This is a genomic window from Streptomyces sp. NPDC079020, from assembly GCF_044542225.1.
Taxonomy (GTDB): Bacteria; Actinomycetota; Actinomycetes; order Streptomycetales; family Streptomycetaceae; genus Streptomyces.
Map to the genome: position 1 here is coordinate 180,766 of NZ_JBITUB010000006.1, position 24,857 is coordinate 205,622.

The following is a 24,857-nucleotide window of genomic DNA, read 5'->3' on the forward strand; positions in this document are numbered from 1 at the left end:
CGGCCGCTGTGTCGCTCAATATACGTTTATGTACTTTTTCACCCAGCGCAGCACCGCCGGGGGCCACCCATGACTCGGAGCACGACCGACACGGCCGCTGCCGACCCCCTGCCCTCCCCCAAGGAGCGCCGCAGGCTGCGTGAGGCGAAATCGCTGACCGAGGAGCAGGTCGCGGCGGCGGTCGGCGTCACACGTGCCACCGTCCGCTCCTGGGAGACGGGGCGCACGAGCCCGCGCGGGCGCAAGCGCACGGTGTACGCCAGGCTCATCGGCTCCTCCGCCGAGGACGCCGCACCGACCGCTCGGGCCGCCCGTCCCGCATTGACCACCCCGAACACCGGGGCGAATCCGGCCACCGAGGGCCAGTTCCGCCCGCCGGCGGTCCCGACGGCCCCGAAGGCTTCGGGGGTTTCGGGGCCGTCAGGACCGCCGGGGAGTTCGGAGCCGTCGGGGCAGTCGGGGCCCGCGAGAGCTTCAGGGCCGGCGGAGGCTACGGAGCCCATGAAGGCTTCCAGGCGCGCGAGCGCTACGGAGCCCGCGAAGGCTTCGGGGCCGGCGGACGCCCCTGAACCGTCGCAGCCGGACGCTCCCCGGCCGATGGCCACGGCCACCCGCGCGGAGTCCCCCGCGCCCGACATCACCGACGTCCCCGCCGCCTCCGCCGCACCCCCCTCGCCTCCCCCGCCCGCCGTGACCGGGCTCTCGCCCACCGAGGCGTTCGACGCCCTGTACAGCGGCTGCGCCCAGGGACTCGTCCGCCAGACGTATCTGCTGACGGGCCGCCGCAACCTCTCCGTCGAGTCCGTCGAGCGCGCGTTCCAGCTGGCCTGGCACCGCTGGCCCGAGGTCGCCGTGGACCGTGACCCGGCGGGCTGGGTGCGGGCCGCCGCGTACGAGTACGCCATGTCGCCCTGGCACCGGCTGCGCCGCGCGCACCGTCATCCCGACGCACCGCCCGCCGAACCGGACCGGCGGGCCCTGCGCGACGCGCTGCTCGACCTGCCCCCCTCGTACCGCCGCACGCTGCTGCTCTACGACGGTGTGGGCCTGGATCTGCCGGAGACCGCGGCCGAGACCGAGGCGAGCACCCCTGCGGCGGCGGGCCGGCTGATGAACGCGCGGGCCGCCGTCGCCGAACGGCTGCCCGAACTGGCGGGCGCCGCGTCACCGCCGGAACAGTCCGCGCTGCTGCACGAGAAGCTGGGGGCGCTGGCCCTGGCCGGGCAGGTGCCCGCCCTGGCACCCGCGCGCACCGTGCGTACCGGAAGCGAACGCAAGGCCCGGCTCTGGACCCGGGCGGCCATCGCCTTCGCCGCGCTGCTCATCGGCGCGACGGGCTTCACCCTGCACACGGCCCCCACGCGGTACGAGCAGCCGCTGTCGCCCCCGGAGCGGGTCGGTGGCGTCCCGCCGCTCGGTGGCCCGCAGAAACTCACCTCCCAGGACCTGGAACTCCACAGGACACTGCGCGAGCAGTTCGCCAACGGCCCGGAACGGCTGGTGCCGCGGATTCCCTGACCGGCGGATTCCCGGGCGGCGCGCGTTTGCGAGCGGCGCGGATTCCCGGCCCGTGCGCGTTCCGAGGAGAGCGGTTTTCCCGGCCCGTGCGCGTTCCCCGACCGGACGCAACGGAAACGGCGCGGGCCCGTACCCCTTGTCCGGGGTACGGGCCCGCGCCGTCCGTGCGGTGTGACGCGGTGCCGGGGCGGCCGGGCCGCCACGGCGCGCGATCAGGCGCCGAGGATCTCGCGCGCCAGCTTGGCGGTCTCGGTCGGCGTCTTGCCGACCTTCACGCCGGCGGCCTCAAGGGCCTCCTTCTTCGCCTGGGCGGTGCCGGAGGAGCCGGAGACGATGGCGCCCGCGTGGCCCATGGTCTTGCCCTCGGGGGCGGTGAAGCCCGCGACGTAACCGACGACCGGCTTCTTGACGTTCTTCGCGATGAAGTCGGCGGCACGCTCCTCGGCGTCGCCGCCGATCTCGCCGATCATCACGATGAGGTCGGTCTCGGGGTCGGCCTCGAACGCCGCGAGGGCGTCGATGTGCGTCGTACCGATGACCGGGTCGCCACCGATGCCGACGGCGGAGGAGAAGCCGATGTCACGGAGCTCGTACATCATCTGGTAGGTCAGCGTGCCGGACTTGGACACGAGGCCGATGCGGCCGGGCTTGGTGATGTCGCCCGGGATGATGCCGGCGTTGGACTGGCCGGGGGTGATGAGACCCGGGCAGTTCGGGCCGATGATCCGGGTCTTGTTGCCCTTGGCACCCGCGTGCGCCCAGAAGGCGGCGGAGTCGTGGACGGCGATGCCCTCGGTGATGACGACCGCGAGGGGGATCTCGGCGTCGATCGCCTCGACGACGGCGGCCTTGGCGAAGGCCGGCGGCACGAAGAGGACGGAGACGTCCGCGCCCGTCTTCTCCATCGCTTCCTTGACGGAACCGAAGACCGGGACCTCGGTGCCGTCGAAGTCGACGGTGGTGCCGGCCTTGCGCGGGTTCACGCCGCCGACGATGTTGGTGCCGTCAGCCAGCATGAGCTTGGTGTGCTTCATGCCCGTGGCGCCGGTCATCCCCTGGACGATGACCTTGCTGTCCTTGGTGAGGAAGATAGCCATGGTGTTGGAGTCCCTCGTCCCTTACTTCGCAGCCGCGGCGAGCTCGGCGGCCTTGTCGGCCGCGCCGTCCATGGTGTCCACACGCTGCACGAGCGGGTGGTTGGCGTCGGAAAGGATCTTGCGACCCAGCTCCGCGTTGTTGCCGTCGAGGCGCACGACCAGCGGCTTCTCGACCTTCTCGCCCTTGGACTCAAGCAGCGCGAGAGCCTGGACGATGCCGTTGGCGACCTCGTCGCAGGCGGTGATGCCGCCGAAGACGTTGACGAAGACGGACTTGACGTCCGGGTCGCCGAGGATGATCTCCAGGCCGTTCGCCATGACCTCTGCGGAGGCGCCGCCACCGATGTCGAGGAAGTTGGCGGGCTTCACGTTGCCGTGGTTCTCACCGGCGTACGCGACGACGTCCAGGGTCGACATGACCAGACCGGCACCGTTTCCGATGATGCCGACCTCGCCTTCGAGCTTGACGTAGTTGAGGTTCTTGGCCTTGGCGGCAGCCTCGAGGGGGTCGGCCGCGGCCTTGTCCTCAAGGGCCTCGTGGCCGGGCTGGCGGAAGTCGGCGTTCTCGTCGAGCGAGACCTTGCCGTCCAGCGCGATGATGTCGCCGGAGGCGACCTTGGCCAGCGGGTTCACCTCGACGAGGAGCGCGTCCTCGGCGACGAAGGTGTCCCACAGCGTGACCAGGACCTCGGCGACCTTCTCGGCCACCTCGGCCGGGAACTTCGCCTGGGCCACGATCTCGCGGGCCTTCTCGATGGTGACGCCGGAGTTGGAGTCGACCGGGACCTTCGCGAGGGCCTCGGGAGTCTTCTCCGCGACCTCCTCGATGTCCATGCCGCCCTGCACCGAGGCCATGGCCAGGAAGGTGCGGTTGGTGCGGTCGAGGAGGTACGAAACGTAGTACTCCTCAAGGATCTCCGGCGCGGTCTCGGCGATCATCACCTTGTGGACCGTGTGGCCCTTGATGTCCATGCCGAGAATGTCGGTCGCACGCGCGACCGCCTCGTCGGGGGTGGCGGCCAGCTTGACGCCGCCGGCCTTGCCTCGGCCACCGGCCTTCACCTGCGCCTTGACGACAGACTTGCCGCCCAGCCGCTCGGTCGCCTCGCGGGCTGCCTCAGGCGTGTCAATGACTTCACCGGCCAGCACCGGTACACCGTGCTTGGCGAAGAGGTCCCTCGCCTGGTACTCGAACAGGTCCACGCGCGTCCGTCCCTTTTAGTGGTCTCGCGGTTGGTTTTCTGCGTGGGCGTGCCGCGAAGGGCATCGTGACTGCGCTGTCACCAGGAATGCGCACACGGTGTCCGAGTACGCGGCATGTCCATCCGGCAGGTTATCCCCGCGCTCCACAGGACCCTAAATCGCAGATCACACCTGAGCGGTGATTACGGTCACAGGTCGCGCCGGTGGCCGTCTCGCCCGGGACGGAACCGCACGTCGGCAGGGGTTACCGAGGGGTATCCCTGTCCGGTACGGGCAGCGGTCCCTTCTCGATCGCCGCCGCCATGATGTCCGGGAACAGGTCCGGGGTGCAGGCGAACGCGGGCGCCCCGAGCGCAGCGAGCGCCGCCGCGTGCTCCCTGTCGTACGAGGGCGCGCCCTCGTCGGAGAGTGCGAGCAGCGCCACGAACTGCACGCCCGACGCCTTCATCGCGGCGACCCGCTTGAGCATCTCGTCACGTATCCCGCCTTCGTAGAGGTCGCTGATGAGCACGACGACCGTGTCGGCGGGCCGGGTGATCCGGGACTGGCAGTAGGCGAGCGCCCGGTTGATGTCCGTACCGCCGCCGAGCTGGGTGCCGAAGAGGACGTCGACCGGGTCGTCGAGCTGGTCGGTGAGGTCGGCCACCGCCGTGTCGAAGACGACGAGCCGGGTCGTCAGGGTGCGCATGGAGGCGAGGACGGCGCCGAACACGGAGGCGTGGACGACGGACGCGGCCATCGAACCCGACTGGTCGATGCACAGGATGACGTCCTTCTTCACGGACCGGGCGGCGCGTCCGTAGCCGATGAGACGTTCGGGTACGACGGTGCCGGCCCCGTCCTCGCCCGGAAGGGAGAGGTAGTTCTTGAGATTGGCCCGGATGGTGCGGTCCCAGTCGATGTCCCGGTGACGCGGCCGGCTGATCTTCGCCGAGCGGTCCAGGGCTCCGGTGAGGGTGGCCCGGGTGCGTCCCGCGAGACGCTTCTCCAGGTCCTCGACGACTTTCCGCACGACGGCCCGCGCGGTCTCCTTGGTCGTCTCCGGCATGGCCTTGTTGAGCGAGAGCAGGGTGCCGACGAGGTGGACGTCGGCCTCGACGGCCTCCAGCATCTCCGGCTCCAGCAGCAGCGCCGACAGGCCGAGGCGGTCGATCGCGTCCCGCTGCATGAGCTGGACGACGGAGCTGGGGAAGTACGTACGGATGTCACCGAGCCAGCGGGCGACGGACGGGGCGGAGGCGCCGAGTCCCGCCGAGCGCTCGCTCCCGTTGCGGCCGCCGGGCTTCTTCTCCACGCCGCCGTAGAGCGCGCCCAGCGCGCTGTCCATCGCGGCGTCCCTGCCGGTGAGCGTGCACCCGGTGCTCTCGGCGCTGTCCGCGCCGAGCACCATCCGCCAGCGGCGCAGCCGTTCGCCGTCGGCCGGGATCTCCGCCGTCCGCGCCGTCATCCCGCTCGCCCCTTCCGTTTCCCGCACGATGTCCGCCCCTGTCGTGTCCGCCGTCACGCGCTCGCCTCCAGCTTTCCGGCGCTCGTCCCGTCCCGCACGGCGGGCCCGGGGGTGAGGCCGAGCAGCAGCCGCAGCACCGGAACCACCGCATCCGCCCGGTCCCCGTCGAGGCCGGGCCCGAAGCCGGGCGCGGCGGGGTTGGTGCCGCCGTGCTGGTGTCCTTCGGGGGCCGGCCCCCGGCGGACCAGCTCGCCCAGGGTGCGCCGGACGCCCGGTTCATAGGCGGAGAACGTGCGGCGCAGCAGCGGCAGCACATCGGTGAAGGTGTCCGCGGGGACACCGGTGAGCCAGGCGTCGACCAGGCCGAGCAGCCGCTCGTCGTGGACGAGCAGCATGCCGCCGCCCGCCGCTCCGCCGACGAAGCCCTCGATCCAGGCCGCCGCGTCGGGCGGCGGGGTGCCGGGCGAGAGTGCGAGGCCCATGAGGAGCGCCGCCTCGTCCTCGGCCAGCCGTCCCTCGTCGAGCAGCAGGCGGGTGGCGCGGCCGCGGATGACACCGGCGACGGTGTCCCGGCCGGCCAGCCTGCGCAGCACGGCGGCCCAGCGCTCCCGCAGTCCCCCGGCGGGCACGGCCCCGGCGAGCAGTCCGATCGCGGTGTGCACCCCGTCCAGCTGCCGGCGCAGCGCTTCGGCACCGTCCGCGTCGAGTCCCGTGCAGGCGGGGGGCAGGCCGACGCAGATCCGCTCGGCGAGCCCGGCGGCGACCTCGCCGAGCGCGGCCGTGTCCGTGGACCGGACGTCCCCGTACCGCAGGGAACGGGCGAGTGCGGGCAGCGCGTCGGCCAGGTGGCCGACGTCCGCGTCGAGTGCGGCCCGGTCGGCGAGGGCCCTCATCACGACGGGCAGTGCCTCGGGCAGCTCGGCCAGCAGGCAGCGCTCGGCGAGGGCGGTCACCTCCGACAGCGCGGTGGCCGATGCGGCCTCGGACTCGGCCTTCGCCGTGGCCGCCGAGAGCACGGTGGTGCCCCACACCCCGGCCTCCGCGACCCGGACATGCAGCTCGGGCTCCCAGCGCAGCCGCCAGCTCTCCCGGAACGTGCCGGTGCTCCCCCGGCCGGTGGTCGTCCCGCCCCATCCGACCGCGAGCAGGCGGAGCCGGTGCAGCAGCCGGCTGCGGGCGGCGTCGGTGTCCTTGCGGAGGTCGAGGTCCAGCTCCCGTTCCAGCGCTTCCGGTTTGAGCCGGAGGGTGCGCTGCTGCCGTGTCAGGTCGCGTTGCAGCGGGACGGCGGGGGCGCTGTCGGGGACTTCGCCGAGACTCTCGCCGACGATGAGCCGGTCCCGTACGAGGGCGAGCGGCACGTCGGAGCCCTCGCACATCACGGCCCGGACGGCGTCGGTGGTCTCGCCGAGCCCGGCGAGCGGCCGGCCCCGCAGGGCGGCGAGGGTCTCGGCGAGCCTGACCGCCTCGATGACATGGGCGGTCGAGACGGGCCGGTCCTCGGCGCGCAGCAGCCCGGCGACCTTGGTCATCCAGCGCTCGACCGGCCGGTCGGGCGCGCCGAAGAGATGGCCGTACCAGCCGGGTGAGTCGATTCCGGCGCCGTATCCGCTGTGCCGGGCGAGGCGGCGGTGGGTCCAGGGCACCCAGGTCAGTTCGGTCCTGACCTTCGGGAGCCCCTTGAGCAGGGCCCGGTCGGCGGTGACGGTGGTCCGGGCGGCGAGCGCGGGCACGTGCCAGGCGCCGCAGACGACCGCGATGCCGTCCCCGAACTCCTTGCGGGCGGCGCGCAGCTGGATCCGCATGCAGGCTTCGCGTACGGCGTCGCGGGGGTGGCCCCCGTCCCCGTACACCTCGCGCAGTGCGGTCATGGCCTCGGCGAGCACGGCGAACGGGGCCCGTGGATCGGCGGGCGCGCCGTCCGACGCGCGGTGCTCGACGACGTCCTCCCACCAGCGCTCCGGGTCGTCGTACCCGGCGGTCCGGGCGAGGACGCCGATCGGGTCGACGGCGGGCGGGAGCGGCCCCCGGAGATCGCCCGCACCGTCGCCGCCGTCTCCGCCGCCTCCGTCCTCGCCGCCCTCGGTGCCCCCGGCGTTGTCGGGGGCGGCGCCGGGACCGGAGGGACCCGCCGCGGTCTCCTTCAGTGCCAGCGAGTGCGCCGCGGGCAGGTCGATGAAGCGCACCGGGACGTCGTGGGCCAGTGCCCACCGGATCGCCACCCACTCGGGCGAGAACTCCGCCATCGGCCAGAAGGCCGCCAGACCCGGGTCGTCCACGGCATGGGCGAGCAGCGCGACGGGCGGACGCATCTGCGGATCGGCGGCGAGCGGGAGCAGCGCGTCGCCCTCCGGCGGCCCTTCGATGAGCACGGCATCCGGCCGGGCGGCGTCCAGCGCGGCGAGAACCGCGCGGGCCGATCCGGGGCCGTGATGGCGCACCCCCAGCAGCAGCGGCCCGGTGGCCGCGGTGCGCGCGGTCATACGGAGACCTCGCGGCAGGCGCGGTAGAAGTCCTTCCAGCCGTCCCGCTCGCGGACCACGGTCTCCAGATACTCCTGCCAGACCACGCGGTCCGCCGCCGGGTCCCGGACGACGGCGCCGAGGATTCCGGAGGCGACGTCGCCGGGGCGCAGGATGCCGTCCCCGAAGTGGGCGGCGAGGGCGAGACCGTTCGTCACGACGGAGATGGCCTCGGCGGTGGAGAGCGTCCCGGAGGGGGACTTGAGCTTGGTGCGCCCATCGGTGGTGACGCCGTCGCGCAGCTCGCGGAAGACCGTCACCACACGCCGGATCTCCGCCATGCCCTCGGGAGCGGCCGGCAGGTCGAGCGAGCGGCCGATCTGGTCGACGCGGCGCGACACGATGTCCACCTCGGCGTCGGGTGTCGCGGGCAGGGGCAGGACGACGGTGTTGAACCGGCGGCGCAGCGCGCTGGAGAGCTCGTTGACCCCGCGGTCCCGGTCGTTGGCCGTGGCGATGAGGTTGAAGCCCCGGACGGCCTGTACCTCCTGGCCCAGTTCGGGGACGGGGAGTGTCTTCTCGGACAGGATCGTGATGAGCGCGTCCTGCACATCGGCGGGGATACGGGTCAGTTCCTCGACCCGGGCGGTCATGCCCGTGGACATGGCCCGCATGAGCGGGCTGGGCACCAGCGCCTCCCGGCTGGGGCCGTGGGCGAGCAGCTGCGCGTAGTTCCAGCCGTAGCGGACGGCTTCCTCGGGCGTCCCGGCGGTGCCCTGGACGAGCAGGGTCGAATCGCCGCTGACGGCTGCGGCGAGGTGCTCGGACACCCAGGTCTTGGCGGTGCCGGGGACACCGAGGAGCAGCAGGGCACGGTCGGTGGCGAGCGTGGTCACGGCGACTTCCACGAGGCGGCGCGGCCCCACGTACTTCGGCGTGATCACCGTCCCGTCGGGGAGTGTCCCGCCCAGCAGATAGGTGGCGACGGCCCACGGCGAGAGGCGCCAGCGGACGGGCCGGGGCCGGTCGTCGGCGGCGGCCAGGGCCTTCAGCTCGTCGGCGAACGCGTCCTCGGCGTGCGGCCGCAGGACCTCGGCCTCGGTGGTTCCAGTGGTGTCGGGCACGGTCATGGCTCCCCCTCCAGATCGGTCGACCTGATGTGGTTCCCACGGTGCACCATGCCACTGACAATCGGCCCCGACCGCAGGTCAGGGCCGATGGACGGCAGTTGAGGAAGGGTCAGCCGACGATCGGGGACACGGCGACGCAGCCGCCCGCCGCGAGCATGCCCTCGCCCTTGGCCTCCTTGATGACCTTGCCCTTGTACGTGATGGTGCAGGTGACGTCGGCGCCACCGGCCTCCAGCGCGAACGGCATGACGGCGGGCGGCATGATGCCGGTCAGCGTCACGGTCTTCTTCCACGGCAGCGCGGGCGCCTTGACCGTTTCGAGCTTCGGCTCCATGGCCTCGCCCTCGCCGCCGTGGAACTGGATCTCGTCGACGCCCGTGCCGGTGACCTCATAGGTGACCTCGTACTTCTCGGTCACGGTCTTGTCGACCGCCTTGCCGACGGCCTCGTCGACCGTCTCGGAGGAGCAGGCGCCGAGACCGAACACGAGACCGGCGACCGCGACCGCGCCGGCCGCGGTACGGGCGGTGCGGGACATACGGGTGGTGCTGGTGGAGCGGCTCATTCTGGGATCCCCCCTGGATCGGATGTCCGAATGCCGGAGCCCGCAGAGAAACGCAAAGGAAATGCAAAGTCAAGTCGCGGCGGTCCCGCCGAGTTCGCAGGTCACGGCCGATTGTCAGTGGGGCGCCCTACCGTCGTTCCCATGCTGCGATCTCACGGGGGAGAACCCTCGCGCGCCGACGGCCCGGTGGCGCGCTGGACGGTGGAGCAGGTACTGGCCCTGGCTCCCGACAACGCCTCGCGCAAGGCGGGGAGCAAGCTCGCTTCGGCGGGGCCGTGGTCGGACGGCGGTTTCGACGGTTCGGGCGCGGTGTGGGGGCTGTGCAAGGGGAGCGGAGGCAAGCCCTACCGGACGGTGATCGACACCACCGGTCCGGCGTACAGGTGTAGTTGCCCGAGCCGCAAGTTCCCGTGCAAGCACGCGCTGGGGCTGCTGCTGCTCTGGGCGGGCGGCGATGCGTCGATCGGGCCGGGGGAAGCCGCCGAGTGGGCCGGTGAGTGGCTCCAGGGGCGTCGTGCGCGCGCGGCGGAGAAGGGCCCTCCGGCGGCGGACGCGGCACCGGGCCCGGCCGATCCGGAGGCCGTCAGGAAGCGTGCGGAGCGCCGGGCCGAGCGGATCACCGGCGGCGCCGAGGAGTTGGAGCAGCGCCTCGCCGATGTGCTGCGAGGGGGACTCGCGTCGGCCGACCGGGCGGGGTACGGGCTGTGGGAGGAGACCGCGGCCCGCATGGTCGATGCCCAGGCCCCGGGACTGGCGGGCCGGGTGCGGGAGTTGGGGGCGATACCCGCGTCCGGTCCCGGCTGGCCGGTACGGCTGCTGGAGGAGTGCGCGCTGCTCCATCTGCTGGACACGGCCTGGCTGGGCCTGGACCGGCTGCCGGACGGCCTGGCCGCGACCGTGCGTACGAGAGTGGGGCTGCCCGCCGCCGCCGAGGGTCCCCCGGTCCGTGACCACTGGCTGGTCCTGGCGCAGTACGACATCCCGGACGGCAGGATCGTCGCCCGCCGGATCTGGCTGTACGGGCGGGAGTCGGGCCGCACCGCGCTGCTGCTCTCGTTCGGGGCGCCGGGGCGCCCGCCCGCCCAGGCCCTGCCCGTGGGCGTCACGCTGGAGGCGGAGCTCACGCCGTATCCGGGGTCCGGGCAGCCGAGGGCGGAGCTGGGCCGTCAGTTCGGCGCTCCGACACCCTCGGGGACCCCTCCGCCGGGGGCCGGTACGGCCGCCGCGCTCGCCGCGTACGGGGACGCCCTGCGGCACGATCCATGGCTGGAGGCCTGCCCCGTGACCCTGCGCGACGTCATACCGGTGCCGGCCGGGGACGGCTGGCAACTGGCCGACGCACAGGCCGAGTCCGCCGTGCCCGTGGCACCGGCCGCGCTGTCCCGGCCCGGCCTGTGGAAGCTGGTCGCGCTCTCCGGCGGCGCCCCGGTCACGGTGTTCGGCGAGATCGGCCACCGGGGCTTCGACCCGCTCGCGGCCTGGGCCACGGGCGCCGGCCCCGGCGGCGGGAGCGGAAGCCCGAGCACGGGCACGGGCACGGGCACGGGCACGGGCACGGGCACGGGCACCGAGGAACCTGTACCGCTCATCTGACCCCGGCCCGCCCCGGCCCGCCCCGGCTCAGTGAACCTCCCGCTTGCCGCGCGTTCTTGCACTCCTGCGACCACCGAACACGGAGGGGGACCGATGCCCCGTACGCACACCGACACCGACACGAACACCGGCGCGAACACAGCCCCGGACACGAGCGCGGACATGTCCGCGTCGGCGGACAGGACCGGGTCCGCGTCCGCGTCCGCGTCCGCAACCACAGTCACAGCCGCGCCCACGGCGTGGGAGGACCTGGTCACCTCGGCGCTGCTGGGCACCGACCGCCGGCCCCCGGCCCCCGGGGGCGGCCCCGCTCCGGCGGGCAGCGCGGCGAACGCTCCGGCCGCGCTGCTGGACGCCGCCGCGCTGCACACCGTGCGGCGCAGGGCCGGGCTGCTGCCCGCGCGTCCGGGCGCCCGGCCCGCCCCTGCGGCCGCCGACGCGCGCCCACCGCTGCCCGCGGCGGCCCGGCGCAGGCTCGCCCAGCTGCTCGCCGACCGTGCCGCGCCGTCCGGTGGCGGACGGCGCGGCACGACGCCCGACCTCACGGAACTCATCCCGCAGTGGCTGGCCACCGCCAATCTGCGCGGTTTCCGGGCCCCGGCCGCACTGCTGCCGCCGTTGCTCGACGCGGCGCGGGCCCGCACGGATCTGCGCCCGCAGGCGCTCACCTTCGCCGGGCCTCTCGGCCTGTGGCTGGCCGGGCTGAACCCGGAGTGGAAGTTCGCCCTGCGCGGCTCCTCCAGCGGCTCGCCGCGCCCCGGCACCTCGGACCCGGAGGCGGTGCGCCGACTGTGGGAGGAGGGCCTGTTCGCGGAGCGGGTCGCGCTGCTGGACGCCGTACGGGCGCAGGACCCCGGCGCCGCGCTCGCCCTGCTGGCCACCACCTGGTCCGCCGAGCGGGCCGAGGACCGGCTGATGTTCCTCGACTCGCTGCGGACCGGCCTGTCCGGCGCGGACGAACCCTTCCTGGAACAGGCGCTGTCCGACCGCAGCCGCAATGTCCGGTCGACCGCCGCCGAACTCCTGTCCGCGCTGCCCGATTCCGCGCTCGCCGGGCGGATGGCGGCCCGTGCGACCTCGTGCGTGAACCCCGACCGTACGGGCGGCGGTGCCTCCATCGCCGTGGAGGCCCCGCACGAGTGCGACAGCGGGATGCAGCGCGACGGTGTGGTGCCGGTCCCGCCGGCCGGACGCGGGGAACGGTCCTGGTGGCTCGGCCAGCTGGCGGAGGCGGCCCCGCTGACCGTCTGGCACCAGCAGTTCGGGGGACGTACGGCGCGGGAGATCGTGGCCCTGCCCGTCGCCGACGACTGGGCCGGGGAACTGCACGCGGCCTGGTGCCGGGCAGCGGTGCGGCAGAGGGACGCGGAGTGGGCCCGAGCGCTGCTCGGCGCCCCCTCGACACCCCCGTCCAACGGCCCCGGGACGGCCTCGCTCGCCGAGCGTTCGAAGCTCCTGGTCACCCTGCCCGGCGCCGAACGCGCGGGGTGGGTCGCGGATTTCATAGCCGCGCACGGACTGTCCGAGGCCTTTCAGCTGCTCGGTGTCTGCGCGGTGCCCTGGGCCGGGCCCCTCGGCCGTTCGGTGGTCGACGCGCTCGACATCGCCCGGGACGCGGGGAGTTACCCGTGGAGCTTCAGCGGGGTGATGGGACTCGCCGAGCGCTGTCTGGACCCGGTGGAGGCGGATCGCCTGGAGGTCCTCACGGCCACCCGGGACGAGCCGGAAGGCGCGTCGCCGGGGGCGGGCGGCTACTGGTCGGAGGCCTTCCAGCGACTGGTCTCCACGCTGCGTCTGCGGGCGGCGATGGATGCCGAACTGGCCTGAGCAGCCAGTCCGGCGGGCATCCGCCGGGCCGGTTCAGGCTTCCGCGGGCTGACGGACGTTGGCGTTCACCCAGGTGACGATCGAGGCCGTCGTCGCGCCGGGAGTGAAGATCTCCGCGACACCCTGTTCCTTCAGCGGCGCGATGTCCGCCTCGGGAATGATGCCGCCGCCGAACACCTTGATGTCCTCCGCGTCGCGCTCCTTCAAGAGTTCGATCACCTTCGCGAAGAGCGTGTTGTGCGCCCCGGAAAGGATCGAGAGACCGATCGCGTCGGCGTCCTCCTGGATCGCCGTGTCCACGATCTGCTCGGGGGTCTGGTGCAGCCCGGTATAGATGACCTCCATACCGGCATCCCGCAGCGCCCGCGCGATCACCTTGGCTCCACGGTCGTGGCCGTCGAGTCCCGGCTTGGCCACCACCACACGAATCGGACCGGTCACACCCATCACTGCCTCCACATGGTCTCCCGCGCCTGAAGGGCCGGGGATGTGAACGAACGTTATCCACAGCATCCCGCAAGCCGCCGTTTCGCGGTGGACGGGGAGGGGGAAATCACATGGGGGACACGCTTGCCACGCGCCGTTCCCCGCCCCACGGGACACCCCTTCACCGCGCGGGTACGGGCGCGAGGGGTGCCGCTATGAGGTCGCCGTACCACCGTGCCGCCAGCCGCGCGGCACGGTGGTACGGCCCACCGGCAGCCACTGCCCCCGCCGCACCGCCCTCGCAGCCGCCGTGCCGCCCTCGTACCGCCGCGCCGAGCCCACTCGCGGCACGGCTGTCCGCGCTTGCGCCCCGCCGAATAGAACACTTCTCGAACAAAGGGCCAAGGCTGCGTAGGCGGTCCACCGAAAGGCGGCTGATTGCCCGTTTCCTGGGGCCCAAAACCTGCCGAAGATTGTCGTCGTCACGTACCGCCGGGTACAGTCGCGGCCACTGCTTTCCCCCTGGGGTCCCTCCACCGGACCCCCGGAGCAGGTCCTGCTGCCGAGGCGAGAGAGAAGTTGGTGAACGACCAGCACCCCCACGCCGGACACGTCGGATACGACGGTGAGTCAACCGGCAGCTTCGACACCGATCCGCTCTTCGGTGTACTTCCGGACGGTCAAGACAGCAGTTTCCACACGGGCTACACGACGGGGTACAGCGGCTACGACGCCGCGTACGCCACCGGCGCCCCGGACCACAGCGGCCAGTACGACGCCACCCAGTGGGCCACGGGCGCGCAGCAGAGCGCCCCGTACGACGCCTGCACCCCCCAGGCGCAGCCCCAGCAGCCGTACGACGCTTCGGCCGCCTGGCCCTCCGAGCCGGGGATCCCGGCGCAGGCGGGCGCCCCCGACGTCTCGGGCCAGTGGGACAGCACCTCCTGGCAGCAGACCGGCGGGCAGCAGACCGGCCAGTGGGCGGCGACCGACACGGGCGCGTTCCCCACCACGACCTTCAGCACCGCGCCGTACGACACGGGTTCGTACGATGTCCGCACGCACGACACGGGCACGCACGAAACGGGCGCGTACGGGACCGCTCCGTACGGGACCGGGGCGTACGACACCGGGACCTACGACACAGGTTCCTATGCGGCGGCGACGACGGCCTACGGCACCGGAACGTACGACTCCGGCGCCTACGACGCCACCGCCTGGAACTCCGGCGCCACGCCCGGGAGCGCGCCGTACGACCCAGAACAGACGTCCTACCCGCTGTACGAACAGCGGACGGCCTCCCACGAGACGGCCGGAGCGCCGTCGGAGGCACTGCCCGAGGCGCCGGCGACGGCGGAGTTCGCCGCCCTGGAGCCCGAGGCCCAGGAGTCCGCGAGCAGCGATGCCGGGACCGACGTGTACAGGGCGGACGACCTCGATGCCGATCCCGGCGTCGGCATCGACAAGCTCGGCACCGTCACCATGGAGCGTGCCGTCGACTCCCCCCGGCCGGTGGCCCGCTCCGCCTCCCGCAGCCGCGCGCGGCGCCGTTCCCCCGCCAAGCGGTCCGCACTCCTCACCGTCGCCGTCCCCTCCGCCTGCGTCATGAGCGTCGCGGGCATCGCGGCCGCCTCCGTCGGCGGACTCGGCGAGACCGAGGAGAGGCAGGACGAAACCATCTCGATGGCGGTCGCCGACCCCAGCACCGTCAAGCCCGTCGCCGCGAACAACAAGCTGGACACCCAGCTCGCCCGGCTCAGCGCCGATGCCGACGACTTCCGGGACCGCGCCAGCCGCACCCAGGAGCGCATCGACCTGAAGGAGCGGCAGGCCGCCGAGAAGAAGAAGCGCGCGGAGGAGGCGGCACGCCGTGAGGCGCTGCGCCCCAAGTTCGTCCTGCCGGTCAAGCAGCACGGGCTCAGTGCCTACTACGGCCAGGCGGGCGTCAACTGGATGTCCGTCCACACGGGCATCGACTTCCCCGTCGGGTACGGCACTCCGGTGATGGCCGCGACCGACGGCACCGTGCGCACCCAGCTGAACAGCGCCTACGGCAACATGGTGATCGTGACCATGGCCGATGGCACCGAGACCTGGTACTGCCACCTCAGCAGCACCAGGATCCGCTCGGGCCCGGTGAAGGCCGGTGACGTCATCGGGTACGCCGGGGATTCGGGCAACTCGACGGGCGCGCACCTCCACTTCGAGGTCCGGCCCGGCGGCGGCTCGGCGATCGACCCGCTGGCGTGGCTCCGCAGCCACGGGCTCAACCCGACCTGAGCGGCCCGGGGCCAGAGCGTCCCCAAGGCCAGAGCGTCCCCTCGCCCGAGGGGGCTCAGGCCGAGAAGACTCCGATACGCCAGGGGGCGGGGTGGCCGAGGCCACCCCGCCCCCTGGCGTTCTCCGTCCGCCGCTTCCCCGCCTACAGCTTCTCGACCGGCGCGTACCGCAGGAGCAGCTTCTTGGGCCGCTCGTCGCCGAAGTCCACCGTGGCCTTCGCCTGGTCCCCGAAGCCCTCGACGGCCGTCACCGTGCCCAGACCGAACTGGTCGTGCGTGACCCGGTCCCCCACCACCAGCGTGACCACCGGCTTGTCCGAGCTGCGACGGGTCGCGAAGCCGGACGGGCCGGAGCGCGAGCGGGACGAGGACAGCGAGGACGTGATGCCCGAGGTCGGACCGGCCGGAGCCGCCATCGGCCCCTTCCGCTTCCACTCCAGGTGCTGCTCCGGGATCTCCTCCAGGAACCGCGACGGCGGGTTGTACGAGGGCTGGCCCCAGGCGCTGCGCATCGCGGCCCGGGTCAGATAGAGCCGCTCGCGGGCGCGGGTGATGCCGACGTAGGCGAGCCGCCGCTCCTCCTCCAGCTCCTTGGTCTGGCCCAGGGCCCGCATGTGCGGGAAGACGCCGTCCTCCATCCCGGTCAGGAACACCACGGGGAATTCGAGGCCCTTGGCCGTGTGCAGCGTCATCAGCGTGATGACGCCGGAGCCGTCCTCGTCCTCGTCCGGGATCTGGTCCGAGTCGGCGACCAGCGCGACCTTCTCCAGGAATTCGGCGAGGGTGCCCGCGCCCTCCTCGTCGCCGCGCTCCTGCTCGAATTCGAGGGCGACGGCGGCGAGCTCCTGGAGGTTCTCGATACGGGTCTCGTCCTGCGGGTCCGTGGAGGCCTGGAGCTCGGCGAGATAGCCGGTCCGCTCCAGGACGGCCTCCAGCACGACAGCCGGTCCGGCGCCTGACTCGACGATCGTGCGCAGCTCCTCCATGAGCGTGTTGAAGCGCTTCACGGCGTTGGCCGAGCGGGCCGCCATGCCGTACGCCTCGTCGACGCGGCGCAGCGCCTGCGGGAAGGAGATCTTCTCGCGCAGCGACAGCGCGTCGATCATCGCTTCGGCGCGGTCGCCGATGCCCCGCTTGGGCACGTTCAGGATGCGGCGCAGGGGGACGGTGTCCTCGGGGTTGGCGAGGACCCGGAGGTAGGCCAGGACGTCCCTGACCTCCTTGCGCTCGTAGAAGCGCACGCCGCCGACGACCTTGTAGGGCAGCCCGACGCGGATGAAGATCTCTTCGAAGACGCGTGACTGGGCGTTCGTCCGGTAGAAGACGGCGACATCGCCCGCCTTCGCGTCGCCCGCGTCCGTCAGCCGGTCGATCTCGTCGGCGACGAACTGTGCCTCGTCGTGCTCGGTGTCGGCGACATAGCCGGTGATCCGGGCGCCACTGCCGGCGTTCGTCCAGAGATTCTTGGGGCGGCGGCTCTCGTTCCGCTCGATCACCGCGTTGGCGGCGGAGAGGATCGTCTGCGTGGAGCGGTAGTTCTGCTCCAGCAGGATCGTGGTGGCGTTCGGGTAGTCCTCCTCGAACTGGAGGATGTTGCGGATGGTCGCGCCCCGGAAGGCGTAGATCGACTGGTCCGCGTCACCGACGACACACAGCTCGGCGGGTGCGTCCCCCTCGCCGGACGGGCCGACCAGCTCGCGCACGAGGGTGTACTGCGCGTGGTTGGTGTCCTGGTACTCGTCGACCAGGACATGGCGGAAGCGGCGGCGGTAGTGCTCGGCGACATCGGGGAAGGCCTGGAGCAGATGGACCGTCGTCATGATGATGTCGTCGAAGTCCAGGGCGTTGGCCTCGCGCAGCCGTGCCTGGTACAGCGCGTACGCCTGGGCCAGCGTCTTCTCGAAACCGTCGGCGGCCTGGCCGGCGAAGGTCTCCTCGTCGATCAGCTCGTTCTTCAGGTTGGAGACCTTGGCCGTGAACGACTTCGGCGGGTAGCGCTTGGGATCGAGGTCCAGATCGCGGCAGACCAGGGCCATCAGCCGCTTGGAGTCGGCGGCGTCGTAGATCGAGAACGACGAGGTGAAGCCGAGCTTCTTCGACTCGCGGCGCAGGATCCGCACGCACGCGCTGTGGAAGGTCATGACCCACATGGCGTTGGCGCGCGGGCCGACGAGCTGCTCGACACGCTCCTTCATCTCGCCCGCGGCCTTGTTGGTGAAGGTGATCGCGAGGATCTGGCCGGGGTGCACCCCGCGCTCGGCGAGCAGATGGGCGATCCGGTGGGTCAGCACCCGGGTCTTGCCCGAGCCGGCCCCGGCGACGATGAGCAGCGGCGAACCGGCGTGCACCACGGCGGCGCGCTGCTCGGTGTTCAGCCCGTCGAGCAGCGCGGCGGCGTCGATGACCGGCCGCGGGGCGCCGTCGCGGTAATAGCCGTCGCGGGGCGGCGGGGGCGCGTCGAAGACGCCCTCGAAGAGACCCTCCGGCACCGCTTCGGGTGCGTGGTCCTCGGGAGGCGGCGGGGGCCCTTCCTCCGAGTGCTGGAGGCCGGTCAGGAAGCTGTCGTCAAAGAGGCTGCTCATCGCTTGACGAGTCTAGGCCGCCGCACCGACAGTCCGTGGCCGCATCGGGTACGAGGACGGCCGGGCGGGCACGCACGGAGAACGGGCGGGCACGTACGGAGACCGGGTGCCCACGCCGCGTAGGGGAAAGGCGGCGGTGTCCGCTTCCCGCGGACCCGAATCATCGAGGTCACGAAAATGTATCGGGCATATCGAACATCAACCTTCACAGCTGCCCCACGGGTGGCTAGCGTGCTCGGTCGGGCGCCCCGTACCCCCTTGCGGCGAACCACGCCGAGCGGACGCCCCCGCCGAATCCGTACTGCCCGACGGCAGCCCGGGACCGGGGACCCACCAGCGGTACCGGGGTGAATCGGTCCTTCCCCACGGGGCCGTAGGGCAGCCTTCCGTTCCGCCCGAACCCGACAGCTAACCCGGCAGGCGGTCCACGGAAGGAGATGCCGGCCTTGGCCTCGCATCGCAGACCGCGTACGAAGGTGCGCACCACGACTCCCGCCGTCGGGCTGACGACGGCGGCACTGGCCTCCGTCACGCTGCTCTCCACCCAGAGCGCGACGGCCACGCCCGCGGAACCCAAGCCCACGATCGAGGAAGTGCGCAAGAAGGTCGACGGCCTCTACCGGCAGGCGGGCACCGCGACCCAGCAGTACAACGAGGCAAAGACGGCCTCCGCGAACCAGCGCGCCAAGGTCGAGGCCCTGCTCGACGATGTGGCCGAGCGCGCCGACAAGGTCAACGAGGCCCGCCGCGCCCTCGGGAACTACGCGGCGGCGCAGTACCGCACCGGCGGCATCGCGCCCACCGCGACGTTCTTCCTGGCGGACGACCCGCAGGCGTACTTCGACCAGGACCAGCTGATGGACCGGATGACGAGCCAGCAGCAGAAGGCCGTCGCCGACTTCCGCGAGCAGCAGTCCGCGGCGGCGGTCAAGCGCACCGAGGCGGTGAAGGGTCTGGAGACGCTCACCGAGTCGCAGGCCACGCTGCGCTCCAGCAAGCAGAACGTGCAGACCAAGCTGACCGAGGCGCGCACCCTGCTGTCGACGCTGACCGCCCGGGAGAAGGCCCGGCTGGCGGAGCTGGAGCGCGAGAAGAAGGCCGAGGCCAGGATCAAGGCGGAGAAGCTGGCCCGCCGGCAGGCCGCCGCCGAGGCGGAGGCCGAACAGAAGGCCAAGGAGGAGGCCGCGAAGGATCCGGGCTCCGGGAGCGGGACCGGCGGCGGGACGGACACCGGACCGGACAGCGGCTACGCCGCCAAGGCGGAGAAGGTCCTCGCGTTCGCGCGCGGCCAGATCGGCAAGCCGTACGTCTGGGGCGCGACGGGCCCCGCCTCCTACGACTGCTCCGGACTGACGCAGGCGGCGTGGAAGACGGCCGGGGTCGACCTCCCCCGTACGACCTGGGACCAGGTGAAGGTCGGCACCCGGGTGGCCACGGCGGATCTGCGCCCCGGGGACCTGGTCTTCTTCTACGACGACATCAGCCACGTCGGCATCTACAAGGGCGACGGCATGATGATCCACGCGCCGAAGCCGGGCGCGAACGTGCGCGAGGAGTCGATCTACTACATGCCGATCTACGGCAGCGTGCGCCCCGCCTGACCGCGCGACGCCCCGGGACGGCCGGTGGAAGGCCGTCCCGGGGCGCTTCGGACCGGAGAGCTCAGGGCTGGGGCGCTACGGGCCGGGGCGCTTCGGACCGGGGCATTCAGGGCCGGGGGCCCTCGGACCGTAGAGCTCAGGGCCGGGGGCCTTCGGACCGGGGCGCTTCGGACCGGGCCGGGCGGCTCAGGTCCAGAGTGTGGCGATGAAGATGTTGGCGACCGTCAGACCGCCGACCGCGGCGAACGCGCCCTTGTCGACCTTCTCCTCGTCCCGCTTGATGTAGACGAGCGCGAGGATGACGACCAGGATCAGCAGCTTCACGCCGATCTTGATGTTGTTCACGGTCTGGTCGTCGGCCTGGTTGAGCCCGACCAGGGCGACGCCGGTGACCAGCATGGTCAGCGCACCGTGCAGCATGGCCGGAACGAATCGCGCCGTGCCCGCGCCCATCGCCTTCATCTGGGTCAGGAAGCCTCCCAGCAGCGAGGCGATGCCGATGATGTGCAGGGCGACGAAGATATTGATGAGTACGTCCATGGCTCCGCAGCCTAGGGCCCTGCCCCGAACGGCGGATCGCGGCCCTGGCCGTAGCACCACCCGACAGCCAGGTGTAGCGTTCTTGGCTCGTTCTTGCGGATTTCGCCCGAACCTGCACGCATTGCCTGACTTTGAGGCAGTACTTCCGGTCACTCCGTCACAGTGAAACGCCATATGCGTGCAATAGCTGTCATGTCGACTCTTTTCCGCGCCCCGCGATTAGCGTCCCTTCCAGGTGATCGGCTCTCCAGCGCCGCCCGTTCCCGGGAGGCACCCGCTCACCCCGCCGCGAGGTCCGGCGGTCGGCCGCTCCCCCCGTGGTGGCCGGCCCTCCGGGCCTCGCGGGCCCGCCGGTAGCCCCCGACGGGCAGCCGACAGGAAGGATGCAGCCCTCGTGGCCGCGCACCGGAAATCCGCCCACCGGAAACCCAAGCAGCGCCTGTTCACCGGCCCTGCTGCCCGCACCGCGGCCACCCTGGCACTCGCCGGGGCGGCGAGTGCCACCACCGCCGCCGGTGCCGGGGCGGCCCACGCCGAGCCCCGCCCCACCCCGGCCCAGGTCAAGACCAAGGTGGACCGGCTGTACCACGACGCGGAGGTCGCCACCGAGAAGTACAACGGGGCGAAGGAGAAGGCGGCCGCGACGGCGAAGGCCGTCGACGCCCTGCGCGACGAGGCCGCCCGCCGGACCGAACGCCTCAACACCTCGCGCCACGACCTCGGCTCCCTGGCCACCGCGCAGTACCGCACCGGCGGGCTCGACCCGGCCGTCCAGCTGGCGCTCTCCTCCGACCCCGACCAGTACCTCCAGCGTGCCGCGTTCCTGGACCGGGCCGGTGACCGCCGGGCGACCGTGCTCAACGGGATCCGGCGCCAGCTGACCGAGGTCGCCCGGGTCCGGGCGAGGGCCGAGGAGGAGATCGGCACCCTCGCCGCCCGCCAGGCGGACCTGAAGAGACACAAGGCCCGGATCATCGGCAAACTGTCCGACGCGCGGCGGCTCCTGGACACCCTGACCGGCGCCCAGCGCGCCGACTACGAGCGCGCGGCCGACGCACGGCACGGCGGCGGCGCCTCCCACGCGGACCGCGGGTTCCCGCGCGGCTCGGCCGCGGCCCCCAACGCCCGTGCCGCCCAGGCCGTCGGCTTCGCGTACGGGGCGATCGGCAAGCCGTACGTCTGGGGCGCCACCGGCCCCTCCTCGTTCGACTGCTCCGGGCTCACCCAGGCCGCCTGGCGCGCGGCCGGTGTCTCGCTCCCCCGCACCACCTACACACAGATCAACGCCGGACAGCGCGTCTCCCGCTCCGAACTGGCCCCCGGCGACCTGGTGTTCTTCTACTCCGGGATCAGCCATGTCGGGCTCTACATCGGCGGCGGCCGGATGATCCACGCACCGCGCCCCGGCGCACCGGTCCGCATCGCGCCCCTCGACGAAATGCCTTTCGCGGGAGCGACCCGGGTGGCATAGTCTCCCGGCGCCGACACCGGACCCGCCGAAGGACTCTCCCCGTATGCCGATGGCCCCCCGTACACCGATGGACGTCGAAGTCCAGGAGTACGCCCGCACACTCGCCCTGCGCTCCCCCGACCACTACCGGGTGGGCCCCTTCACCGTGCGGCACAACCCGCTCTGGACGCTGAAGTACGCGAATTACGCCATCCCCGACCGGGGCGCGGAGCCGAGCGCGGCGGATGTGACGGCTCTGATCGAGGCGTTCCGCGAGCGGGAGCGGATGCCGCGGCTCGAATATCTGCCGTACTGGGCCCCGGCGGTCGAACCGGCGCTGCTGGCCGCCGGGTTCGGCGTGGAGAACCGGGCCCCGCTCCTGGCCTGCGCCCCCGAGGTGCTGCTCCCGCCGAAGCCGGTGGACGGGCTGCGGATCGCGGTGCCGGTCACCGACGCGGAGTTCGCCGATGCCGCCCGTACACAGCACCAGGGCTTCGGCGGCGAGGGCGAACCCGAGGAGGGGATGGCCCAGGGGCTCCGCACGGCGACGGCCGATGGCGGGATCGTCGCTCTGGCCACCCTCGACGCCGCTCCCGCCGGGGTGGGCGGCTGCTCCGTCGCGGTCGACGGTCTCAGCGAACTGGTCGGCCTGACCGTCGCGGAGACCTTCCGCCGCCGGGGCATCGGCGCCGCGCTCTCGGCCTGGCTGACGGAGCGGGCCTTCGGCCAGGGCTGCCGGACCGTCTGGCTGGAGCCGGGCGACAGCGACGTGGAGCGGATCTACGCGAGCATCGGCTACCGCCGCATCGGCGAGAAGCTGAACATCTCGCTCGCCCCGGCCACAGGCTGACCCGGGGCGGGCGGTACGACAGGGGGCGGCACGACAGGGGGCGGCACAGGGCGGCAGCACGGGGCGGAGTGGTCGGCGTGGTCGGTCCGGGCCTCCCCCGAGCACAGCCGTCGCCCCACCTACTGGTCGGCGCTCAGACCCGCCGTCGCCCCGACCGACCGGCGCCCGGACCCGTCGGCACCCGGACCGGCCGACGCTCAGACCAGCCGTCGCCCCGCCCCTCCCGCGCTCAGACCCGCTGGCACCCGGACCCGCCGGCGCTCAAACCCTCCGCCGCCCCGCCCGCCCCCGCTCAGACCAGCCGTCGTGCCGTCGCCCACCGGGTCAGCTCGTGCCGGTTGGAGAGCTGGAGTTTCCTCAGCACCGCCGAGACATGCGACTCGACCGTCTTCACCGAGATGAACAGCTGCTTGGCGATCTCCTTGTACGCGTAACCCCGCGCGATCAGCCGCAGCACCTCCCGCTCCCGCTGGGTCAGCCGGTCCATGTCCTCGTCGACCGGCGGCGCGTCCGTCGAGGCGAAGGCGTCCAGCACGAACCCGGCCAGCCGCGGGGAGAACACCGCGTCGCCGTCCTGCACCCGGAAGACCGAGTCGACCAGGTCGGTACCGGTGATCGTCTTGGTGACATAGCCGCGCGCACCACCGCGGATGACCCCGATGACGTCCTCCGCGGCGTCCGAGACGGACAGCGCGAGGAAGCGCACCGGGTTCTCGGCGGCCGACATCATCGAGGCGCAGCGGCGCAGCACCTCGACACCGCCGCCGCCCGGCAGATGGACATCGAGGAGGACGACCTCGGGGCGGGTCGCCGTGATGACGGTGACCGCCTGGTCGACGTCGGCGGCCTCACCGACGACCTCGACCCCGGTCTCCTCGGTGCGGCCGATCTCCGCCTGGACCCCGGTGCGGAACATCCGGTGGTCGTCGACGAGCACGACCCGTACCCGCCGCTCCGGGCCCCCGGTGGCTTCGGTGTTCTCGGTCATTCGCTCGCCCTTTCCATCTCCAGCTCGACCTCCGTGCCCCCGCCGGGCACCGAACGCAGCCGGGCCGTACCGCCGTTGCGCTGCATCCGGCCGATGATTGATTCTCGTACGCCCATCCTGTCCCCCGGCACGGAGTCCAGGTCGAATCCCGGACCCCGGTCGCGTACGGAGACGAAGACCGTGCGGCCCTCGACCTCCGCGTAGACCTGGACGGCGCCGCCCTCGCCACCGTACTTGGCGGCGTTGACCATTGCCTCGCGCGCGGCCTGCATCTGGGCGGTCAGCCGCTCGTCGAGGGGGCAGTCTCCGACGACGACGACCTCCAGCGGTACGCCGTGCTTGTCCTCGACCTCGGCGGCGGCGCGCTTGACCGCTTCGGCGAGGTTCTCGGGCTCGTCGTCCTCGTCCTTGCCGGTGCCCTCGGGGTTGTACAGCCAGTTGCGCAGCTCGCGCTCCTGGGCGCGGGCCAGTCTGCGGACCTCGCCGCCGTCGTCCGCGTTGCGCTGGATCAGGGTGAGGGTGTGCAGGACGGAGTCGTGGACATGGGCGGCGACCTCGGCACGCTCCTGGGCCCGGATGCGCATCAGCCGTTCCTCGGAGAGGTCCTGGGTCATCCGCACCAGGTAGGGGCCCGCCAGCAGGGCGATCCCGGTCAGTACGGCGATGGCGGCGGTCAGGACGTTGCCGAGCTGGGCCGCCGAGCCGCGGACCACGAGGAAGACGGCGAGGCCGAGGCCGACGAGGGCGACTCCGGCGAGCCCGCGGGCCAGTTGCAGCACACGGCGGCTGCGGCCGACCTCCATCCAGCGGGCGCGCCGGGCGTTGTCGGCCTGCCGCCACACCAGGACGGAGCCGGCGCCGATCAGCAGCGTGGGCCAGATGTAGCGGTCGGCCTTGCTGCCCATGTCGACATTGCCGACGAAGATCATGGCGCCGATGAGGAGCGCGACCAGGGCGAAGACCTGGCCCTTGTCGGGCTTGCGGAGACGGCGCCGGCCGTCGGGGGCCGTCTCGAAGACCGAGCGCGGTGCCTCGATCCCGCCGACGCCGAGCGGGACGACGATCCAGAACACCGCGTACAGCAGGGCGCCGAGGCCGTCCGCGAAGAACAGCCCGAGGAAGACGAACCGCACCCAGGCGACGGGCAGCCCGAGGTGCCCGGCGAGCCCGCGGGCGACACCGCCGAGCAGCCGCCCGTCGGCGCTGCGGTACAGCTTGCGCGGCGGCGGCTCCTCCGGGTCGGACACGAGGGAGCTGGCGGCTCGGGTGGTGGCGGTCGGCATGCACCGATCGTCACACGTA

The 24,857-nt window shown here is 72.6% G+C and carries 18 protein-coding genes and 1 riboswitch; of the genes, 7 read left to right on the plus strand and 11 right to left on the minus strand.

Translation table 11 applies throughout. The features are described 5' to 3' along the window. Positions 1 to 69 precede the first annotated feature (69 nt). Positions 70 to 1,518: a helix-turn-helix domain-containing protein gene (locus tag ACIGJO_RS14800; protein ID WP_399957426.1), complete on the plus strand. Its 1,449-nt coding sequence runs from the start codon at positions 70 to 72 to the stop codon at positions 1,516 to 1,518. 212 nt (positions 1,519 to 1,730) lie between these two features. Here ACIGJO_RS14800 and sucD read toward each other — a convergent pair whose 3' ends face one another. The 6 genes from sucD to ACIGJO_RS14830 all read right to left on the minus strand — a co-directional run bounded on the left by sucD (position 1,731) and on the right by ACIGJO_RS14830 (position 9,392). Further along, on the minus strand, positions 1,731 to 2,615 hold the full coding sequence (gene sucD / locus ACIGJO_RS14805) for a succinate--CoA ligase subunit alpha (protein WP_329946473.1): 885 nt from the start codon (positions 2,613 to 2,615) through the stop codon (positions 1,731 to 1,733). 21 nt (positions 2,616 to 2,636) lie between these two features. After that, on the minus strand, positions 2,637 to 3,818 hold the full coding sequence (sucC, locus tag ACIGJO_RS14810; RefSeq protein WP_399957429.1) for an ADP-forming succinate--CoA ligase subunit beta: 1,182 nt from the start codon (positions 3,816 to 3,818) through the stop codon (positions 2,637 to 2,639). A 244-nt stretch (positions 3,819 to 4,062) separates the two neighbouring features. Next, the gene (locus ACIGJO_RS14815; protein WP_399957432.1) at positions 4,063 to 5,265 is read right to left on the minus strand and encodes a VWA domain-containing protein; all 1,203 of its coding nucleotides are present in this window, start codon (positions 5,263 to 5,265) and stop codon (positions 4,063 to 4,065) included. Positions 5,266 to 5,318: 53 nt separating this feature from the next. After that, positions 5,319 to 7,745: a DUF5682 family protein gene (locus tag ACIGJO_RS14820; RefSeq protein ID WP_399957436.1), complete on the minus strand. Its 2,427-nt coding sequence runs from the start codon at positions 7,743 to 7,745 to the stop codon at positions 5,319 to 5,321. Continuing rightward, positions 7,742 to 8,854, minus strand: a complete 1,113-nt coding sequence (locus ACIGJO_RS14825; protein WP_399957439.1) for an AAA family ATPase — start codon at positions 8,852 to 8,854, stop codon at positions 7,742 to 7,744. The genes ACIGJO_RS14820 and ACIGJO_RS14825 overlap by 4 nt, the downstream gene beginning before the upstream one ends. 109 nt (positions 8,855 to 8,963) lie before the next feature. Then, positions 8,964 to 9,392: an MmpS family transport accessory protein gene (locus ACIGJO_RS14830; RefSeq protein ID WP_399958145.1), complete on the minus strand. Its 429-nt coding sequence runs from the start codon at positions 9,390 to 9,392 to the stop codon at positions 8,964 to 8,966. A 168-nt stretch (positions 9,393 to 9,560) separates the two neighbouring features. On the opposite strand from ACIGJO_RS14830, the gene ACIGJO_RS14835 reads away from it, so the two are divergent. Beyond that, positions 9,561 to 11,012, plus strand: a complete 1,452-nt coding sequence (locus tag ACIGJO_RS14835) for an SWIM zinc finger family protein (RefSeq protein ID WP_399957442.1) — start codon at positions 9,561 to 9,563, stop codon at positions 11,010 to 11,012. Between the two features lie 93 nt (positions 11,013 to 11,105). Further along, a complete protein-coding gene (locus ACIGJO_RS14840) occupies positions 11,106 to 12,839 on the plus strand; it encodes a DUF5691 domain-containing protein (RefSeq protein ID WP_399957445.1) in 1,734 nt (577 codons plus the stop codon). Between the two features lie 33 nt (positions 12,840 to 12,872). Here the strand turns inward: ACIGJO_RS14840 and ACIGJO_RS14845 are convergent, their stop codons facing one another. Further along, positions 12,873 to 13,286: a cobalamin B12-binding domain-containing protein gene (locus ACIGJO_RS14845; protein WP_399957448.1), complete on the minus strand. Its 414-nt coding sequence runs from the start codon at positions 13,284 to 13,286 to the stop codon at positions 12,873 to 12,875. A 561-nt stretch (positions 13,287 to 13,847) separates the two neighbouring features. Between ACIGJO_RS14845 and ACIGJO_RS14850 the strand changes: the two genes are divergently transcribed. Beyond that, a complete protein-coding gene (locus tag ACIGJO_RS14850) occupies positions 13,848 to 15,545 on the plus strand; it encodes a peptidoglycan DD-metalloendopeptidase family protein (protein ID WP_399957451.1) in 1,698 nt (565 codons plus the stop codon). 142 nt (positions 15,546 to 15,687) lie between these two features. Here the strand turns inward: ACIGJO_RS14850 and pcrA are convergent, their stop codons facing one another. Continuing rightward, complete coding sequence (pcrA, locus tag ACIGJO_RS14855; protein WP_399957454.1) at positions 15,688 to 18,126, minus strand: DNA helicase PcrA; 2,439 nt, start codon at positions 18,124 to 18,126, stop codon at positions 15,688 to 15,690. 278 nt (positions 18,127 to 18,404) lie between these two features. Then, positions 18,405 to 18,565: riboswitch (cyclic di-AMP (ydaO/yuaA leader) on the plus strand. On the opposite strand from pcrA, the gene ACIGJO_RS14860 reads away from it, so the two are divergent. Further along, the gene (locus ACIGJO_RS14860) at positions 18,564 to 19,727 is read left to right on the plus strand and encodes an NlpC/P60 family protein (RefSeq protein WP_399957457.1); all 1,164 of its coding nucleotides are present in this window, start codon (positions 18,564 to 18,566) and stop codon (positions 19,725 to 19,727) included. (Overlaps the previous riboswitch by 2 nt.) Positions 19,728 to 19,913: 186 nt before the next feature. Here ACIGJO_RS14860 and ACIGJO_RS14865 read toward each other — a convergent pair whose 3' ends face one another. Beyond that, positions 19,914 to 20,267, minus strand: a complete 354-nt coding sequence (locus ACIGJO_RS14865) for a hypothetical protein (RefSeq protein ID WP_266923024.1) — start codon at positions 20,265 to 20,267, stop codon at positions 19,914 to 19,916. Positions 20,268 to 20,661: 394 nt separating this feature from the next. Between ACIGJO_RS14865 and ACIGJO_RS14870 the strand changes: the two genes are divergently transcribed. Further along, positions 20,662 to 21,738, plus strand: a complete 1,077-nt coding sequence (locus ACIGJO_RS14870; RefSeq protein ID WP_399957461.1) for an NlpC/P60 family protein — start codon at positions 20,662 to 20,664, stop codon at positions 21,736 to 21,738. Positions 21,739 to 21,805: 67 nt separating this feature from the next. Further along, positions 21,806 to 22,567 carry a GNAT family N-acetyltransferase gene (locus ACIGJO_RS14875; RefSeq protein WP_399958148.1) on the plus strand — a complete coding sequence of 254 codons (762 nt, stop codon included), beginning with the start codon at positions 21,806 to 21,808 and terminating at the stop codon, positions 22,565 to 22,567. Positions 22,568 to 22,859: 292 nt separating this feature from the next. Here the strand turns inward: ACIGJO_RS14875 and ACIGJO_RS14880 are convergent, their stop codons facing one another. After that, positions 22,860 to 23,555 carry a response regulator transcription factor gene (locus tag ACIGJO_RS14880; RefSeq protein WP_266923022.1) on the minus strand — a complete coding sequence of 232 codons (696 nt, stop codon included), beginning with the start codon at positions 23,553 to 23,555 and terminating at the stop codon, positions 22,860 to 22,862. Continuing rightward, positions 23,552 to 24,838 carry a PspC domain-containing protein gene (locus ACIGJO_RS14885; RefSeq protein ID WP_399957465.1) on the minus strand — a complete coding sequence of 429 codons (1,287 nt, stop codon included), beginning with the start codon at positions 24,836 to 24,838 and terminating at the stop codon, positions 23,552 to 23,554. Before ACIGJO_RS14885 ends, ACIGJO_RS14880 begins: the two co-directional genes overlap by 4 nt. Positions 24,839 to 24,857: the final 19 nt, after the last annotated feature.